Source organism: Achromobacter sp. SIMBA_011, from assembly GCF_046535435.1.
GTDB lineage: Bacteria > Pseudomonadota > Gammaproteobacteria > Burkholderiales > Burkholderiaceae_B > Achromobacter > Achromobacter dolens.
Window position 1 is genome coordinate 738527 of the sequence record NZ_JAWRWN010000001.1, and the last position, 17086, is coordinate 755612.

17 protein-coding genes are annotated in these 17086 nt (G+C 67.5%); 11 read left to right on the forward strand and 6 right to left on the reverse strand.

The window, feature by feature from the left end:
* Positions 1 to 5 precede the first annotated feature (5 nt).
* Positions 6 to 566 (reverse strand): hypothetical protein, encoded by a 561-nt coding sequence (locus tag SB816_RS03480; protein WP_064524030.1) that lies wholly within the window; start codon positions 564 to 566, stop codon positions 6 to 8.
* 23 nt (positions 567 to 589) lie between these two features.
* The gene (locus SB816_RS03485) at positions 590 to 1192 is read right to left on the reverse strand and encodes a TIGR00730 family Rossman fold protein (RefSeq protein WP_054500424.1); all 603 of its coding nucleotides are present in this window, start codon (positions 1190 to 1192) and stop codon (positions 590 to 592) included.
* Between the two features lie 228 nt (positions 1193 to 1420).
* On the opposite strand from SB816_RS03485, the gene SB816_RS03490 reads away from it, so the two are divergent.
* Positions 1421 to 1981 carry a bacterioferritin gene (locus SB816_RS03490; RefSeq protein ID WP_054500425.1) on the forward strand — a complete coding sequence of 187 codons (561 nt, stop codon included), beginning with the start codon at positions 1421 to 1423 and terminating at the stop codon, positions 1979 to 1981.
* Positions 1982 to 2053: 72 nt separating this feature from the next.
* On the opposite strand, the gene SB816_RS03495 is transcribed toward SB816_RS03490, so the two are convergent.
* A complete protein-coding gene (locus SB816_RS03495; protein ID WP_054500426.1) occupies positions 2054 to 2440 on the reverse strand; it encodes a winged helix-turn-helix transcriptional regulator in 387 nt (128 codons plus the stop codon).
* A gap of 95 nt (positions 2441 to 2535) precedes the next feature.
* Here SB816_RS03495 and SB816_RS03500 point away from each other — a divergent pair, with 95 nt between their 5' ends.
* Entirely contained in the window at positions 2536 to 2853 is a 318-nt protein-coding gene (locus tag SB816_RS03500; RefSeq protein WP_054500427.1) for a DMT family transporter, read from the forward strand.
* A 53-nt stretch (positions 2854 to 2906) separates the two neighbouring features.
* Here SB816_RS03500 and rimO read toward each other — a convergent pair whose 3' ends face one another.
* Both rimO and SB816_RS03510 read right to left on the reverse strand, forming a co-directional pair.
* Positions 2907 to 4223, reverse strand: coding sequence for a 30S ribosomal protein S12 methylthiotransferase RimO (gene rimO, locus SB816_RS03505; RefSeq protein ID WP_410546503.1), 1317 nt, complete (start codon positions 4221 to 4223; stop codon positions 2907 to 2909).
* 151 nt (positions 4224 to 4374) lie between these two features.
* A complete protein-coding gene (locus SB816_RS03510; protein WP_054500429.1) occupies positions 4375 to 5007 on the reverse strand; it encodes a LysE family translocator in 633 nt (210 codons plus the stop codon).
* A gap of 130 nt (positions 5008 to 5137) precedes the next feature.
* Between SB816_RS03510 and rsmB the strand changes: the two genes are divergently transcribed.
* From rsmB to SB816_RS03545, 7 genes are all read left to right on the forward strand, one after another.
* Entirely contained in the window at positions 5138 to 6475 is a 1338-nt protein-coding gene (rsmB, locus tag SB816_RS03515) for a 16S rRNA (cytosine(967)-C(5))-methyltransferase RsmB (protein WP_054500430.1), read from the forward strand.
* A gap of 40 nt (positions 6476 to 6515) precedes the next feature.
* Positions 6516 to 7106, forward strand: a complete 591-nt coding sequence (locus tag SB816_RS03520; protein WP_116792223.1) for a DUF4390 domain-containing protein — start codon at positions 6516 to 6518, stop codon at positions 7104 to 7106.
* Positions 7103 to 9424, forward strand: a complete 2322-nt coding sequence (locus tag SB816_RS03525; RefSeq protein WP_054500432.1) for a sensor histidine kinase — start codon at positions 7103 to 7105, stop codon at positions 9422 to 9424. Before SB816_RS03520 ends, SB816_RS03525 begins: the two co-directional genes overlap by 4 nt.
* An 11-nt stretch (positions 9425 to 9435) precedes the next feature.
* Positions 9436 to 10125, forward strand: coding sequence for a response regulator (locus SB816_RS03530; RefSeq protein WP_144655685.1), 690 nt, complete (start codon positions 9436 to 9438; stop codon positions 10123 to 10125).
* A complete protein-coding gene (gene trkA, locus SB816_RS03535; RefSeq protein WP_054500434.1) occupies positions 10122 to 11501 on the forward strand; it encodes a Trk system potassium transporter TrkA in 1380 nt (459 codons plus the stop codon). Before SB816_RS03530 ends, trkA begins: the two co-directional genes overlap by 4 nt.
* 52 nt (positions 11502 to 11553) lie before the next feature.
* Complete coding sequence (locus SB816_RS03540) at positions 11554 to 13023, forward strand: TrkH family potassium uptake protein (RefSeq protein ID WP_054500435.1); 1470 nt, start codon at positions 11554 to 11556, stop codon at positions 13021 to 13023.
* A 389-nt stretch (positions 13024 to 13412) separates the two neighbouring features.
* A complete protein-coding gene (locus tag SB816_RS03545) occupies positions 13413 to 14654 on the forward strand; it encodes a YbdK family carboxylate-amine ligase (RefSeq protein WP_054500436.1) in 1242 nt (413 codons plus the stop codon).
* Between the two features lie 20 nt (positions 14655 to 14674).
* Here SB816_RS03545 and SB816_RS03550 read toward each other — a convergent pair whose 3' ends face one another.
* Entirely contained in the window at positions 14675 to 15607 is a 933-nt protein-coding gene (locus SB816_RS03550; protein WP_064524036.1) for a methyltransferase domain-containing protein, read from the reverse strand.
* A 51-nt stretch (positions 15608 to 15658) separates the two neighbouring features.
* Here SB816_RS03550 and SB816_RS03555 point away from each other — a divergent pair, with 51 nt between their 5' ends.
* Both SB816_RS03555 and SB816_RS03560 read left to right on the forward strand, forming a co-directional pair.
* A complete protein-coding gene (locus SB816_RS03555) occupies positions 15659 to 16408 on the forward strand; it encodes a ComF family protein (RefSeq protein WP_367648729.1) in 750 nt (249 codons plus the stop codon).
* A gap of 138 nt (positions 16409 to 16546) precedes the next feature.
* Positions 16547 to 17017 carry a tRNA (cytidine(34)-2'-O)-methyltransferase gene (locus SB816_RS03560; protein ID WP_054500438.1) on the forward strand — a complete coding sequence of 157 codons (471 nt, stop codon included), beginning with the start codon at positions 16547 to 16549 and terminating at the stop codon, positions 17015 to 17017.
* Positions 17018 to 17086: the final 69 nt, after the last annotated feature.

The window sequence follows — 17086 nt, forward strand, 5'->3', positions numbered from 1 at the left end:
CCGATCTACATGGGGTGAAGCAGATACTGCACCACCGGCGCCAGGTCTTCAAGCGGCGGGGCGCCAGCGACGACGCGCTGGGCGTTGGTCCAGGGATAGTCCAGCGCGAGCAGCCAGCCGAACACCGCGTCGGTGGCGGCCGGGGGCAGCGTCACCATGGTCTCGATGGTAATGGTCAGGTGAGTCGCGCGGTATGGCTCCGGCTGGAAGGTCCAGGCGTAGCGGCCACAGCCCACGCGCACGTTGCCGGTGGCCTTCTCTGTCATGCCGACGATCCAGTCACAGGAATAGTCGGACAGGCGCGCATCGGCCTCGGGCCGCGCCAGGTAGAAGGTGTAGACGTTGTCGTAGGTCTGGCCGAACTTGCGCACCAAGGTGTCGGTGATCGCGGCCAGGCCGTGGGATTCGGGCGGAAACGCGATGGCCTGCGTGCGCAGCGCCATCTTCAGCACCGCCTGCGGCGCGAAGGCGCGCGCCATGTAGTGTGGGCGGTTTTCGTCCTTGGCGTGGAAGTAATCGCGCAATACGGACTCGGTGCTGGCGGGGAACGACGAACCGTTGGACATTGCGGGGCTTTCCTTGGAGCGGGTTAGGGGGCGCGATGCTCGGGCTTGACGGGCTCGAACCACTTGGAGACGTTGGGCGGCTCGTAAATGGCGTAGCGGTCCAGCAGCGTCGCCGGATCGCTTTCCACCACCAGCATGTCGCGGTGCTGCGGGCGCATGAAGGCTTCGTCGACGGCATGGTCGACGAACTGCATCAGCGCGTCGTAATAGCCGGCGATATTGAGCAGGCCGCAGGGCTTGCTGTGCATGCTGAGCTGGGCCCAGGTCCAGACCTCGAAGAACTCTTCCAGCGTGCCGGCGCCGCCGGGCAGCGCGATGAAGCCGTCGGCCTTCTCCATCATCATGGCCTTGCGCTCGTGCATGCTCTGCACCAGGTGCAGCTCGGTCAGGCCGCGATGGGCCTGTTCCTTTTTCTGCAGCAGTTCCGGGATCACGCCGATCACGCGGCCGCCGCCGGCCAGCACCTCGTTGGCGATGACGCCCATGATGCCGACGACCGAGCCGCCGTAGACCAGGCCGAGGTCGCGCTTGACCAGTTCACGGGCCAGCACGCGGGCCTGCTCCAGGTATTCGGGGCGCGCGCCGGGATTGGAGCCGCAATACACGCAGATGTTCTTCAGGGTCATATGAAGCTACTTGTTGTCGGGCCCGTTACAGATTGCGTCACGGGCCGTCCGGGAAGCCGATAGTTTACGAGAAGCGCCGGGCGGGCTTTTACCCGGCGCATGAAAGCCGGATCCGGCGCCATGGGCAATGTTTGGACACAGCATCTTTTCGTACGCCCGGTAGACTGGGTTGTTCGGAACGACTGGAAGTCCAGCGTCGTATTGCCAACCCCACAAGGAGCTAACGATATGGAAAACACGACCCGTAACCAAGACAAGGCGAGCCGCCCCTTCGACATGGATGTGAAGGCGATCCGCGCCAAGGCGCGCCAGGATATCGAGTCCGGCGCCGTCACCGACACTTACCGTGCCGACCGCCAGACCGTGCTCAAGCTGCTGAACGAGGCGCTGGCCACCGAGATCGTCTGTGTGCTGCGCTACAAGCGCCACTTCTTCATGGCCCGCGGCCTGAACGCCGAGCCGGTGGCCGCGGAATTCGCGGAGCACGCCGCTCAGGAACAGGATCACGCCGACAAACTGGCCGAGCGTATCGTGCAACTGGGCGGCGAGCCCAATCTGTCGCCCAAGGGCCTGCTCGAGCGTAGCCATTCCGAGTACGTCGAGGGCTCCTCGCTCGAGGAGATGATCAAGGAAAACCTGATCGCCGAGCGTATCGCCATCGACAGCTACCGGCAGATGATCGAGTACATCGGCGAGCAGGATTCGACCACCCGTCGCCTGCTGGAGGAAATCCTGGCGGTCGAGGAAGAGCACGCCGACGATCTGTCTGATTTCCTGGCCAAGCATTAAGGCCCGTCAGCGGTCGATGGCGCACCGTGGGCCGGCGGTGCGCCATGGGGCTGCGCGTCCCGCCCGGGTTGTTCAACCCTGGCGCGCGGCAGCCGCGTCGTGGCGGCGCGCCGCCGCATCCAATTGGGCATGGTGGCTTTCGGCCCATCGATCCAGCGCCACCAGCGCCACATTCAGCGACTTCCCCAGTTCGGTCAGGTGATAGCGCACATGCGGCGGCACCGTGCGCATGTCCTCGCGCAGGACCAGTCCGTGGCGTTCCAGTTCGCGCAGTGTCTGCGTCATCATCTTCTGCGAGATTCCGTCGAGCTTGCGTAGCAGCTCATTGTTGCGCAGCGGGCCATGCGCGAGCGCGGGCAGCACCAGTGGTACCCATTTTCCGGAGATCAGTTCGAGCGCGCGGCGCGATGGACAGGCGGCGTCGAAGACGTCGCCCGCGGAAGCGGGAGAGACAGCCATGGGGTGCCCTTCATGGTTACCAATAGGTGCGTACTTGTGCCTGGGTAACTATAGGCCCTAAGCTGGCCGCGTTCCAATAACGAAGGGAGGCCGGAATGGCCTGGTGGATCCTGTTGGCCGCGAGCGCGGTGGAAATCGTGATGGCGCTGGCGTTGAAGTACGCGGACGGCTGGACGCGGTTCTGGCCCAGCGCCATCGGCATCGCCGCGGCGCTGGGCAGTATCTTCCTGCTGACGCTGGCGATGCGGCACCTGCCCGCGGGCACCGCTTACGCCGTGTGGACCGGCATCGGGTCCGTGGGCATCACGCTGCTGGGGATCCTGCTGTTCGGCGATTCGCCGTCCGTCGCGCGCCTGGCGTGCATTGCGTTGATCGTGGGCGGCGTGGCGGGCCTGAAACTGCTGGAGGCCTGAACCGGGCCGCGGGCCTTTCGCGCCGGCGGCCGATGCCGCCGGCCTCATGACGCTCAGACCGTGTCGGCCCAGAGGTCGTACTCGTCGGAGTCGGTGACGCGGGCGCGCACCAGGTCGCCGGCCTTGAGCTTGCGGTCCGAGCTGACGTAGACGCAACCGTCGATTTCCGGCGCGTCGCCAGCGCTACGGCCCACGGCGCCGTCTTCGTCCACTTCGTCGATCAGTACGTCGATCTCGCGGCCGACCTTGCGCGCCAGGCGCGCGGTGGAAATCGACTGCTGCAGTTCCATGAAGCGTTCCCAGCGTTCCTGCTTGACCTCGTCCGGCACGGGATTGTCGAGCAGGTTGGCGGGCGCGCCTTCCACCGGCGAATACTGGAAACAGCCGACGCGGTCGAGCTGGGCTTCCTGCATCCAGTCCAGAAGGTACTGGAAGTCTTCCTCGGTCTCGCCGGGGAAGCCGACGATGAAGGTCGAGCGGATGGTCAGGTCGGGGCAGATCTCGCGCCACTGCTTGATGCGCGCCAGCGTCTTGTCCTCGAACGCCGGACGCTTCATGGCCTTGAGGATGCGCGGGCTGGCGTGCTGGAACGGAATGTCCAGGTAGGGCAGGATCTTGCCCTCGGCCATCAGCGGAATCACTTCGTCGACGTGCGGATACGGATACACGTAATGCAGGCGCGTCCAGATGCCCATCTCGGACAAGGCCGTACAGAGCTCGGTCATGCGGGTGCGCACGGGCCGGCCGTTCCAGAAGCCGCTGCGGTACTTGACGTCGACGCCGTAGGCGCTGGTGTCCTGCGAGATCACCAGCAGCTCCTTGACGCCGGCCTTGACCAGGCGCTCGGCCTCGCTGAGCACGTCTCCCACCGGACGGCTGACCAGGTCGCCGCGCATCGACGGGATGATGCAGAAGCTGCAGCGGTGATTGCAGCCTTCCGAGATCTTCAGGTAGGCGTAGTGGCGCGGGGTCAGCTTGACGCCCTGCGGCGGCACCAGGTCGAGGTAGGGATTGTGGTCCTTCTTGGGCGGCGCGGCGTCATGCACGGCGCGCACCACTTCCTCGTATTGCTGCGGGCCGGTCACGGCCAGCACGCTGGGGTGCACGTTGCGGATCACCGATTCCTCGACGCCCATGCAGCCGGTGACGATGACCTTGCCGTTCTCGGCGAGCGCTTCGCCGATGGCTTCCAGCGACTCCGCCTTGGCGCTGTCGATGAAGCCACAGGTGTTGACCACCACGACGTCGGCGTCGTTGTACTCGGGCGTGACTTGGTACCCTTCGGTGCGCAGTTGGGTCAGGATGCGTTCGGAGTCGACCAGGGCTTTGGGACAGCCCAGGCTGACGAAGCCGACTTTGGGGGAAGACATGGAATACCTCGGTGGGCGCGAGCCGGCGCCAGTGATCAAATACTGCGCAATTCTAGCGCGGCAGGGCGGGGGGCCGTTATTTTAGCGGGTTGCCGGGGGCGATTCCCGGCTGGTGTGCGTCCCTAATATCCGGGCAGGGCGACGTCGGGCGTCAGGCGCCGCTGCGGCGGTACAGCGCCAGGGTGCCGGCCAGCCCGATCATGAGCGAGCCACAGACCCGGTTCAGCCAGCGCAGGCCCGAGCCGCGAAAGGCCCGCACCAGTTGCGCGCCCAGGGTGGCGTAGGCCAGCATGGTCAGGATGTTCATCAGCGCCAGCACCGCAGCCACGGTGGCGTATTGCGGCAGCAGGGGCGCCTGGGTATTGATGAACTGCGGCAGGAAGGCGGACATGAACAGCAATGCCTTCGGGTTGGTCAGCGCCACCACGAAGCTGCGCAGGCCCAGCTTGAGGCCCACCGGCCGGGCGGCGCCGGGTTCGGCGGCCGGCAGCACCAGCGCGGCGTCCGAGCGCAGCATCTTCCAGCCGAGATAGGCCAGGTAGGCGGCGCCCGCCCACTTGATGACATGGAAGGCGACCTCGGAAGCGGCCAGCACCACGCCCAGGCCGGAAGCCACCGCGCCCACCAGGATGAAATCCGCCATTACCGCGCCGCCCATGCCCCAGCAGGCGGTGCGCACGCCGTGGCGCGAGCCGTTGCTCATGGCGAGCAGGACGGTCGGGCCGGGCGTCACGATGGCGACGGCCGAGGCCAGGATGAACAGCAGCAGCGTGGCGGTGGACATGGCGGGCTCCGAGGCAGGCGGCCAGTGTGACGCGCCCGGCGCGGTTCGTCCAGCGCTCCCCGCGAGGCCGTCGACGGGGCGGCAGCCCGCGCCGGGCTACCATAGCGGTCTTGTCCTTTGATTTGCTGCCATGTCCACGCGTTCCGATACCCCCCATCTGGCTCCCCCGCTTTCCGCCGTTTTGCTTGCCAGCGCGCGCGTGGTGGAGGACGTCCTGGAAGGCCGCTCGATGACCGATGCCCTGGCCGACGTCGATGGCGCCCTGCGCCCCGCGGCGCAGGCGGTGTCGTTCCACGCGATGCGCTACCTGGGCTGGGCCGATGCGGTCGGCCGCGAACTGGTGCAGCGCTATCCCAATGTGCTGTTCGAATCGCTGCTGCTGGTCTCGCTGACGCTGCTCAAGGCCGAGGGCGAGGCCGCTGCCGGCCTGCCGGGCATGCCGGTCTACGCGCCCCACACCGTGGTGGACCAGGCCGTCACGGCCGCGTCCTCGACCCGTTCCCTGGGGGCGTTCAAGGGCCTGCTCAATGCCTGCCTGCGCCGTTTCCTGCGTGAGCGGGCGGCGCTGGAGGCCGCCGTGGCCGACAGCCCCGAGGCCGAATGGAACCATCCGGGCTGGTGGGTCAAGCAATTGCGCGTGGCCTATCCGCAGCAGTGGCAGGAGATCCTGCGGGCGGCCAACGTGCCGGCGCCGCTGACCCTGCGCGTCAACCGCCGCCGCGCCAGCCGCGAGCAGGTCCTGGCCGCGTTCCAGGACGCGGGCCTGGCCGCCGACACGGTGGGCCAGGCCGGCCTGGTGCTGGCCACGCCGCGGCCGGTGGCTCAACTGCCCGGTTTCGCCGAAGGGTGGTGGTCGGTGCAGGACGCCGGCGCCCAGTTGGCCGCCGAGCTGCTGGCGCCGCAGGACGGCATGCGGGTGCTGGATGCCTGCGCCGCGCCGGGCGGCAAGACCGCCCACCTGCTGGAGCTGGCCGACATCGACCTGCTCGCCCTGGACGCCGACGCCGACCGCCTGACGCGGGTCGGCCAGAACCTGGACCGCCTCGGCCTGGCGGGCGAGCATGTGCGGCTGCAGGCCGCCGACGCCGCCGACCTGGACGCCTGGTGGGATGGCAAGCCCTTCGACGCGGTGCTGGCGGACGTGCCGTGCACCGCCTCGGGCATCGTGCGGCGTCATCCCGACATCCGCTGGCTGCGCCGCGAGAACGATGTGCGCCGCACCGCCACGCTGCAGGCGCGCATCCTGGACGCGCTCTGGCGCACGGTCGCGCCCGGCGGCCGCCTGCTGTACGTGACCTGCTCGATCTTCCCGATCGAGGGCACGCGCCAGGCGCTCGAGTTCCTGCAGCGCCACCCCGAGGCCCGGCGCCTGGACGCGCCCGGCCAATTGCTGCCAGTTGCGGTCGATGCAACACCCGCGGCGCAACGCGATGGATTTTTCTACGCCTTGTTTGCCAAGCAGTCCTGAATCGCCAAGAATAGGGGGCATGACGGGGTTTCGGTGTCGTATGTCCATCATTTCACGGTTATTTCTGGGGTTATTGTTCGCAACTGCCGCGCTGTCGTTGGCGCCGGCCGGTCAGGCACACGGGTCCGAACCGAAGGTGGTGCGCGTCGAACCGGTCGTGCGTGGCGACAAGCTTGAAATCGACGCCGACATCGAGTTCGAACTGAACCAGCAACTGCGTGACGCCGCCCAGCGTGGCGTACCCCTGTACTTCACTGCCGACCTGACCATCACGCGCGAGCGTTGGTGGTGGTTCAACAAGTCCCTGGTCGACACCTCCCGCACCTGGCGCGTGATCTACAACGCGCTGACGCGCCAGTGGCGTGCCGGGGTCGGCGAGCTGTCCTTCCCGGTGGCGTCGCTGGACGACGCAATGAGCGTCATCCGCCATGTGCGCAACTGGCAGGTGGCCGATGCCGACGATTTCGACGAGGGCGTGGTCTATGGCGGCCAGTTGCGGCTGCGGCTGGACACTTCGCTGCTGCCCCGGCCGTTCCAGGTCAATGCCCTGAACAGCAGCTCCTGGGTCCAGGGCACGCCGTGGACCGATTTCTCGTTCTCGCTGGGTGACAAGGAGAAAGACCCCTCATGAGGCTGTTGCTTCGGCTGGCCCTGATGGTCGGCGCGGTGAGCGGCCTGGCGTTGCTGGGCCTGCTGGCATGGTCCACGGGCAATGCCTCGCGTTTTGCCCGCTATTACGACACGCTGCTGGTTCTCAACGGCATCTTCGCGCTGGCGCTGTTCGTCTGGGTGGTGGCCCTGACGGTGCGGCTGGCGCGGCAGATCCGGCGCCGGCAGTTCGGCGCCAGGCTGACCGCCCGCTTCTCTTTGGCCTTCGCCCTGATCGGCGTGGTCCCCGGCGCCCTGATCTACACAGTCTCGGTGCAGTTCATGTCGCGCTCGATCGAGTCCTGGTTCAACGTGCGGGTCGACACCGCGCTGGAGGCCGGCCTGAACCTGGGCCGCGCCGCGCTCGACTCGCTGCTGGCCGACCTGGACGCGCGGGCCCGCTCGATGGCGGCCGAGCTGAACCGCAATTCCGATACCGGCGTGACGCTGGCCCTGACCCGGCTGCGCGAAGCCAACGGCGTGCAGGAAGCCATGGTCTTCACCGGCAGCGGCCGCATGGTGGCGTTCTCCACCAGCCAGTACGGCCAGTTGCTGCCGGCCATGCCGCCGTCGACGGTCATGAACCAACTTCGGCTGTCGCGCGGCTATTCGGCGGCCGAGGCCGATGACCCGGTCAAGCCCGGCACCGACGGCGGGCTGCACCTGCGCGTGGTGATTCCGCTGACCGGGCCCGACCGCTACGACAACCTGCTGGGCGCCGCCTCCGAGCCACGCTGGCTGCAACTGCTGCAGCCGGTGCCCGAGCAGATCGCGCACAACGCCAACCTGGTGCAGCAGGGTTTTCGCGACTACCAGGAACTCGCCCTGTCGCGGCTCGGCCTGCGCAAACTGTATGGCATCACGCTGACCCTGGCGCTGCTGCTGGCCGCGTTCGGCGCCATCGCCGTGGCGTTGTCGCTGTCCAAGCGGCTGGTGCGGCCATTGCTCAGCCTGGCGGGCGGCACCCAGGCGGTGGGCGTGGGCGACTACCGGCCGCTGCCCGAGCCGCCCGAGCGCGACGAGGTCGGCCAGTTGACCCGCTCGTTCAATGCCATGACGCGCCAGCTCGACGAGGCCCGCCGCATGGTCGAGAGCAACCGCCAGCAGCTCGAGCGGTCCAACGTCTATCTGGAAAGCGTGCTGTCGAACCTGTCCTCGGGCGTGCTGGTGTTCGACGAGTCCTTCCGCGTCACCACCGTCAACCAGGGCGCCCAGACCATCCTGCAGGCCGACCTGCGCTCGGTGATCGGGCGGCCGCTGGAAACCGTCGATGGCATGCTCGAGTTCGCGAACGTCGTGCGGCAGGCTTTTTCCACCCACGCCGCCGTGGGCTCCGAACGGCAGCACTGGCAGCAGCAGTTCGAAATCGCGCCCAAGCAGGGCGACACGCCCAACGGGCCCCAGGCCCTGACGCTGCTGGCGCGCGGCACCCACCTGCGTGTGGACGGCCGTGGCAACGGCTACCTGGTCGTGTTCGACGATATTACCGAGGTGATATCGGCCAACCGCACCGTCGCCTGGGGCGAAGTGGCGCGCCGCCTGGCCCACGAGATCAAGAACCCGCTGACGCCGATCCAACTCTCCGCCGAGCGCCTGGCGATGAAGCTGGAAGGCAAGCTGCCGCCGGCCGAGGCCCAGATCGTCGAGCGCTCCACCAACACCATCGTCAATCAGGTGGCCTCGCTCAAGCAGATGGTGGATGATTTCCGCGAATACGCCCGCACGCCGCCGGCGGTGATGCAGCGTATCGACTTCAACGCGCTGGTGGCGGATGTGCTGTCCCTGTATGGCTGGGAGCCGGACGGCGCCGCTTCGGTGCGTTCGGCCTCCGGCAAGGCGCTGAACCTGGACGTCAGCCTGGGCGCGGACCTGCCCGCCATCGAGGGCGATCCGACCCAGTTGCGCCAGGTGATCCATAACCTGCTGTCCAATGCCCGCGACGCCATCGCCGAGAAGGGAGGGGAAGGCCGGGTCAGCGTCACGACCCAACTGATGCGCAGCGAGCAGCCCGACCGCGCCGACCAGCAGGCCCTGCGTTTCACGGTCGCCGACACCGGCCCGGGTTTCCCGCCGCAGGTCATGCAGCGCGCTTTCGAGCCCTACGTAACCACCAAGTCCCACGGGACTGGGTTAGGATTGGCAATCGTACGCAAGATCGTGGAAGAGCATGGCGGGCGGATCGACCTTGCGAATCGCAAGGAAGGAGGCGCGCGGATTTCCATCTTGTTGACCCGGCTCGCTCCCGGGGCCGATACTATGGACGCGACCGCGCAAGAAAAGGATAATGCGGCTACGCAATAGGTGGATGCTTTATGGCCAGAATTCTGGTGGTTGACGACGAAGTCGGTATTCGCGAGCTTTTGTCGGAAATCCTTTACGACGAAGGGCACACGGTCGAGTTGGCCGAAAACGCGGCGCAAGCGCGCGCCGCGCGCCTTCGCACGCGTCCCGATCTGGTGCTGCTGGACATCTGGATGCCGGACACCGATGGCGTCAGCCTGCTCAAGGAATGGGGCTCGCAGGGCCTGCTGGACATGCCGGTCATCATGATGAGTGGTCACGCCACCATCGACACGGCGGTCGAGGCCACCCGCATCGGCGCCATGGATTTCCTCGAAAAGCCGATTACGCTGCAACGCCTGCTCAAGACCGTGGCCGCCGGCCTGGCCCGCGGTCGCGTGCCGCATCCGGCGCCCGTGACGGCGCCCACGACCGCCAGCGCCGCCGTGGCGCTCGAGGACGAACTCGATCCGCCGACGCTGTCGTTGGCCCCCGCGAACGAAGTTCCGGTCACCGCCAACGGCCAGTTGGGCAGCATCTCGCTGGACCAGCCGCTGCGCGAGGCGCGCGACGAGTTCGAGCGCATCTATTTTGAATACCATCTGGTCCGCGAAAGCCACAGCATGACCCGCGTGTCCGAACGCACCGGCCTCGAGCGCACCCACCTCTACCGCAAGCTCAAGCAGTTGGGCATCGAGTCGGCGCGCAAACGGGGCGCATGAAGATCCTGATCATCGGCGCTGGTCGCGTAGGCACCAGCGTGGCGGAAAACCTGGTGTCCGAGCAGAACGACATCACGGTGATCGATTCGGACTCTTCCCAGTTGCAATACCTGCAGGAACACTTCGACCTGCGCGTCGTCCATGGCGACGGCTCGCAGGTGTCGGTGCTGGAAGGCGCCGGCGCCGCGGACACCGACCTGCTGATCGCCTGCGCCGCGTCCGACGCGGCCAACATGGTGGCCTGCAAGATCGCCCGTCAGCTTTTCAACATCCCTCGCCGCATCGCTCGTATCCGTTCTGGCGAATTTTCCGAACATCCCGAACTGATGAGCGAAGACGGCTTCTGCATCGACGCCATCATCAGCCCCGAGCGCAGCGTCACCACCTACCTGCACAGCCTGATCGAGTTCCCCGAGGCGCTGCAGGTAGTGGAATTCGCCGAAGGGCGGGTCAGCGTCGTGACGGTCCGCGTCGGTCACGGCAGCCCCATGGCGCACCATCCCGTCGACAAGCTGCGCGAGGTCTGGCCCGACGTCACGGCGCGGGTGATCGACGTGCTGCGCGGCGGCCGCCCGTTGCGGGCGGGGTCGGGCACCGTGATCGCCCCGGGCGACGAGGTGGTGCTGGTGGTGGACACGCGCCACGCGCGCCGCGCCGTGCGGCAACTGCGCGAAGCCGAAAAGGCCGTGCGCCGCGTGATGATCGCCGGTGGCGGCAACATCGGCCTGCGGCTGGCGCGCGCGCTGGCCGAGGAAAACTACAGCGTGCGCATCATCGAGCGCGACCTCAAGCGCTGCGAATACCTGGCCACGCAGTTGCCCGACAGCGTGCTGGTGCTGCACGGCAGCGGCACCGACGAGGCCCTGCTGGAACGCGAGAACATCGAGGACATGGACACCTGGCTGGCGCTGACCAGCGACGACGAGGACAACATCATGTCGTCGCTGCTGGCCAAGCGGCTGGGCGCGCGCAAGGTGATCGCGCTGATCAACCGCCAGGCCTATGGCGAACTGATGCAGGGCAGCCATATCGACATCGCGGTGTCGCCGTCGCAGGCCACCATGAGCGAGCTGCTGCGCCATGTGCGGCGCGGCGACGTGGCGGCGGTGCACCGGTTGCGCCAGGGCGTGGCCGAGGCGCTGGAGGCCATCGCCCACGGCGACCGCTCCAATTCCAAGGTGGTGGGCCGCAAGGTGGGCGAGATCAGCCTGCCCAAGGGCGCCAGCATCGGCGCGCTGGTGCGCGAGGACGAGATCATCCTGCCTGACGCGGATACCGTGATCGAGACCGACGATCACGTCATCGTCTTCGTGCCCTCGCGCAAGCAGATGCCGCGCGTGGAAAAACTGTTCCAAGTTTCGGCGTCGTTCTTCTGATGAGCCTGCGCGTCCCGCTTTCCGACGGACCGGCGACGGCCGGGGAGGCCGCATGAAGCGGGTCCTGGCGACGCTGCACATCCTGGGCCTGACGATGGTGATGTTCGCCCTCACCATGCTGATCCCGCTGGGAGTGGCCTACATCGGCGGCGACGCCGCGCGCGATGCCTTCCTGCACGGCTTCCTGATTTCGGTCGGTATCGGCGTGGCGCTGGCGGCGCTGACGCGGCGGGCCCGCAGCGAGCTGCGCGCCCGTGACGGCTTTGTGCTGGTGTCGGCGGTATGGGCCGGCCTGCCGCTGCTGGCGGCGATCCCGCTGTTGATCTACTTCCACCGTGCCGGCCTGCCGCTATCGTTCACCGGGGCTTATTTCGAGGCCATGTCCGGGCTGACGACCACCGGCGCCACCGTGCTGACCAATCTGGACGCGCTGCCCGCCTCGATCAACCTGTGGCGCGCCACCCTTATCTGGATCGGCGGCATGGGAATCCTGGTTCTGGCAGTGGCGATCCTGCCGCTGCTGGGCGTCGGCGGCCACCAGGTGGTGCGGGCCGAGACCCCGGGGCCGATGAAGGACGAGCGCCTGACCCCCCGCATCGCCAGCACCGCCAAGGCGCTGTACGCGGTGTATTTCGCGTTCTCGATCCTGTGCTTCCTGGCTTACCGCGCGGTCGGCCTGTCGTGGTTCGAGGCCTGGTGCCACATGGCCACCACCATGGGCCTGGGCGGCTTTTCCACCTGGGACGACGGCTTTGCCCATTTCGATTCGGTAGCGGTGGAAATGGTGGCCATGGTGTTCATGTTGATCGCCGGCATCAACTTCGCCACCCATTTCAACGCTTTCCGCCAGCGTAGTCCGCGCGCTTATCTGCGTTGTCCGGAAGCCATTCCGTACCTGGTGGTGGTGCTGGGGGTGGGCCTGGTGATCTCGGTGTTCCTGTACGTCAAGGGCGTCTACCAGGAGCCGCTGCAGGCTCTGCGCTACGGGATGTTCAACACGATCTCGATGGCCACCACCACGGGCTACGCCAATACCGATTTCGCCCAGTGGCCGCTGTTCGCGCCCTTGACCATGCTGCTGCTGTCGGGCTTCGCCACCTCGGCTGGCTCGACGGGGGGCGGGATCAAGATGATCCGGGCCATCCTGCTGATCAAGCAGGCGCGCAATGAACTTGTCACAATGTTGCATCCGCATGCGGTCAGCCCGGTACGGATCAACGGCCGCGCCGTCGAGGCCCGCACCATGTCGTCGGTGCTGGCGTTCATGCTTTTCTACGGCCTGTCCATCGCCGTCTTCACCAGCCTGCTGCTGCTGTCGGGGCTGGACCCGATCACGGCGTTCTCGGCCGTCTTCGCCAGCGTCAACAACACCGGCCCCGGCCTGGGACCGGTCGGACCCATGGGAAATTTCGCGGTGCTGTCGGATTTCCAGATCTGGGTCTGCACCTTCGCCATGCTGATCGGCCGCCTGGAGCTGCTGACCGTGCTGGTGCTGTTCACGCCGATTTTCTGGCGCAAGTAGGCGGCCTCGCCCGTGCGCGGCACAGCCCGAATTTCCGGCCTCCCGTCGCCGCGGTGCGTCCCAGTCGGGATAGGTCTGTTTTTATAAGGGACAACCCTTTATAGGGTTATCCCATCCCCTCTGGAGACCCGCACCCAGCCTGCGCTTGCAGGCTTCCCGGGCCGGCGAGCCGCGCCACCATTACGTTGTGAGCGCTCGCTCACTTTGTTCTAGAGAGCAAAACCGAATGCATCGTGATGTTGCACACAAATGTCACGATTTTCAATCGTTTTGCCACAAACATGCGGCTATTATGCGTTCACAAGCCGCCGTCTAGCGCCCCCCGGGAAGTTGCCGGGCTTCAAGGTCGAACGGCGCATCCCCTCATCAAACATCCGAAGGAGTCCGAGATGGAACAGATCCCGTTCATTTCGTCGGCCCCCAACACCCTGGGCATCGAACTCGAGCTGCAACTGATCGACCCCCGCAGTTTTGACCTGACCGCAGCCTCCGACGAACTGCTGGCCCAAATGGCCAACCATCCCATTGCCGATCGCGTGAAACCCGAAATCACGCGGTCCATGATCGAACTGAATTCCTCGGTGCACGAGCACCCCATGGGCCTGCTGGCGGAAATGCGCGAAATGCGCGATGCCCTGGTCGAAGCGGCTGACGCCGTGGGCGTCTCGGTGGCCGGTGGCGGCGCCCACCCGTTCATGCGCTGGCAGGAACGCTCCATCTCGGATACGCCCCGCTTCCAGTACCTGGCGGAAATGTATGGTTACCTGGCGCGTCAGTTTACGGTGTTTGGCCAGCACATCCACCTGGGCGTGAAAAACGGCGACGAAGCCATCAAGCTGCTGCGTCGCCTGTCGCCCTATGTCCCGCACTTTATCGCGCTGTCGGCCTCCTCGCCGTATTGCGAGGGCGTCGATACACTGTTTTCGTGCTCGCGCCTGAACGCGGTCAACAGCTTCCCGCTGGCCGGTCACATGCCGGCCGAGGTCAAGGACTGGTACCAGTTCGAGGCCCATCTGGCGCAACTTCGCGCCTATGGCCTGGCCGAGAGCATCAAGGACCTGTACTGGGACATCCGTCCCAAGCCCGAATTCGGCACGGTCGAAATCCGCGTCTGCGATACGCCGTTGACCGTGGAGCGCGCCTGCCAGATAGCGGCCTTCGCCCAGGCGCTGTCGGTGCTGTTGATGCGCGAAGAAGATCCCAGCGACAAGGCCTGGCTGTCCTACCGCAGCAACCACTTCCAGGCCTGCCGTTTCGGCCTGCAGGGCAGCTATGTGACGCCGGATGGCGAGCGCCTGCGCTTGATGGACCACCTGCGGGCGCTGTTCCAGCGGCTGATGCCGGTGGCCGAAGAACTGGGGACCGGCGACATGATCGCATCGCTGCGCGACGAAGCCATGCGCAGCGGCAACGATTCGCGCTGGCTGCGCAGCCAGTTCCATCGTTTGCGCGATCTGCCGCTGGTGGTGGAATCGATGTCGCAAGCCTGGCGCGGTGAGGTCGCCCAGGCGGCGCCGGCCGAGCCGACCGCGGTGTTGCGGCGGCGAATCCGCGCCACGTCCGAGCCGATGCAGCCCCTCTCGACGGCGGAGCCGGGAGTGACCGCGCCACTGCCCGAACGCCTGCACTAGGCCTGTCCGGGCGTCTTGTTTCAGGGCGTGCCGCGCTGGCGGCCGCCGATGGCGCTGACCGAAAGCCGGGTCTCGCCTGCAGTGCCGCGGTGGGCGGCGGCGCGCCAGGCGTGGCCGTAGGCGACCTCGATGCTCAGCGCGATGACGCCGTCCGGGCGGCGCTGGGCTTCCAACGCATCGCACAGGCGCGCCCGCCAGTCTCGCCCGACCAGGCCGCCGCGCCGACCGGCGGCGGGATTGCCGCCCAGGGCGCGCACGTCCTGCAGCAGCTTTTCCGGCGTGCGGTACGTCAACGTCAGGATTTCCTGGTCCATGACCGGATCGGCGAAGCCGTTTTCCACCAGCAGATCGCCAAAATCATGCATGTCGACGAAGGCCGGGGTGGCGGTGCGCAGTCCGGCGTCGTCCAGCGCCTGGCGCAATTCGCGCAGCGTCGCCGGCCCCAGACAGGAGAACATCGCCAGCCCGCCGACCTTGAGAATGCGGCGCCACTCGGCCAGCACGGCATGCGGCTCGCGGTGCCAGTGCAGGGCCAGGTTGGACCACACCAGTTCCAGCGATTCAGGCGCCAGACCGGTGGCGGCCAGATCGGCATTGATGAAGGCATTGGTCGGCCCGCGTCGCGCCAGTTTGCCTATCCAGGCCGACAGGCCGGCCGGGGCGTGGCGCTTGCGGGCGATCTCCAGCAGCGGGTCGCAGTTATCCAGGCCGGTGTAGGCGGCTTCGGCATAGCGTTCGCGCAGCAGCGCCAGGTTGTCGCCGGCGCCGCAGCCGGCGTCGAGCATGGCCTGCGGCTGCACGCGGATGTACTGCAGCCGGCCCAGCATGCGGCGGGCGACTTCGCCGTACAGGAACTGGGCGTCCGAAAGATCGCCGCGGCGGGCGAATTGGCGCGGCACGTCGGCGGCGACGAGCGGGAGCGAGGGCGGGGTGGCAGGTGCGGGCAGGGACATTTCGGTCGCGCCCGGGCGCGGCGCCGCGGGCGGATCATGATTTCATGGGGGATGGCTCACATTATTGCCCATCCCGGCCGCGGCGGCCGATTGTCCCTACAGGCCATGGGGCGGGGGTTGCTGGCACGGGTGCCCTGCGACTGTCCGCTGTGCGGGGGGCGGGTCGGCGGCGCCCGCCTGTGTGAGGGCTGCGAAACCGATCTGGCCGAAGCGTCGTTGGCGCCGCGCTGCCCGCGTTGCGCCCAGAGGCTGGCGGCGGATGCGCTGCATTGCGCCGACTGCCTGGCGCGGCCGCCAGCCTTCATCGGCACGGTCGCCGCCTTCGACTACGAGCCGCCCGCCGAGGTGCTGATCCGGCAGCTCAAGACCCAACTGCGGCTCAGCGCGGCGCCGGTCCTGGCGCGGCTGCTGGCGCATGCGGTGTGGTCCGAACCCCCGCCGCGGGCCTTGCTGCTGGTGCCGGTGCCGTCCAGTCGCGCATCGCTGCGCCGGCGCGGCATGAATCCGGCGGCCGAGATCGCCCGCAGCCTGGCGGCGCAACTGGGCTGGCCGCTGCTGCGCGGGGCGTTGCGGCGGCGGCGCGAAACGCCCAGGCAGACGGCCCTGGGGCGCCAGGCCAGGCTGAGCGGCGCCCGGGGCGTGTTCGATTGCGCGCGCGATCTGGCCGGCCGCCATGTCGGCTTGGTGGATGACGTCATGACCACGGGCAGCACCGCCGATGCGGCCGCGCGCGCCTTGCTGGCCGCGGGCGCGGCCAGCGTGACGGTGCTGGTGGTGGCGCGCACGCCGCGCCGGCCCTGATGTCCGGGCGGGGAGGGGCGGCGGGGGCGCCCCCTCATGCGGCCTCGGGCGCCGGGGCGGCCGTCCAAATCGGCGACAATCGCTCCTGCGCGGCCCTGGCCGGCCGCCCGTCATTCAACGTCTTTCCGTCCGTTCATCATGTTCCACGTCATCCTCGTATGCCCCGAGATTCCGCCCAACACCGGCAATGCCATCCGTCTGTGCGCCAATACCGGCGCGCAATTGCACCTGGTGCGTCCGCTCGGTTTCGAGCTGGACGATGCCCGCATGCGGCGGGCGGGGCTGGACTATCACGAGTGGCAGCCGGTGCGCGTGCATGACACGCTGCAGGAGGCGCTGGCGGATACAGGGGCGACGGCTTCCCACCTCTATGCATTGACCACGCATGCCCAGCGCAGCGTGGGGGACGTGCGGTTCGAGGCGGGGGACGTGTTCGTATTCGGACGGGAGAGCGCCGGTTTGTCGGAGGAGCATCACGCGATGTTCGCGCCGCAGCAGCGGTTGCGGCTGCCGATGCGGGCGGGGCAGCGGAGTTTGAATTTGTCCAACGCGGTGGCGGTGACGGTTTTCGAGGCTTGGCGGCAGTTGGGATATGAAGGGGGCGTCTGATCGCCCCTGGCGGATGCCTGCGCGCGGGGCGCCAAAGGCCGCCCGCGCGGCCGCCTTCGGCGCTGGGGG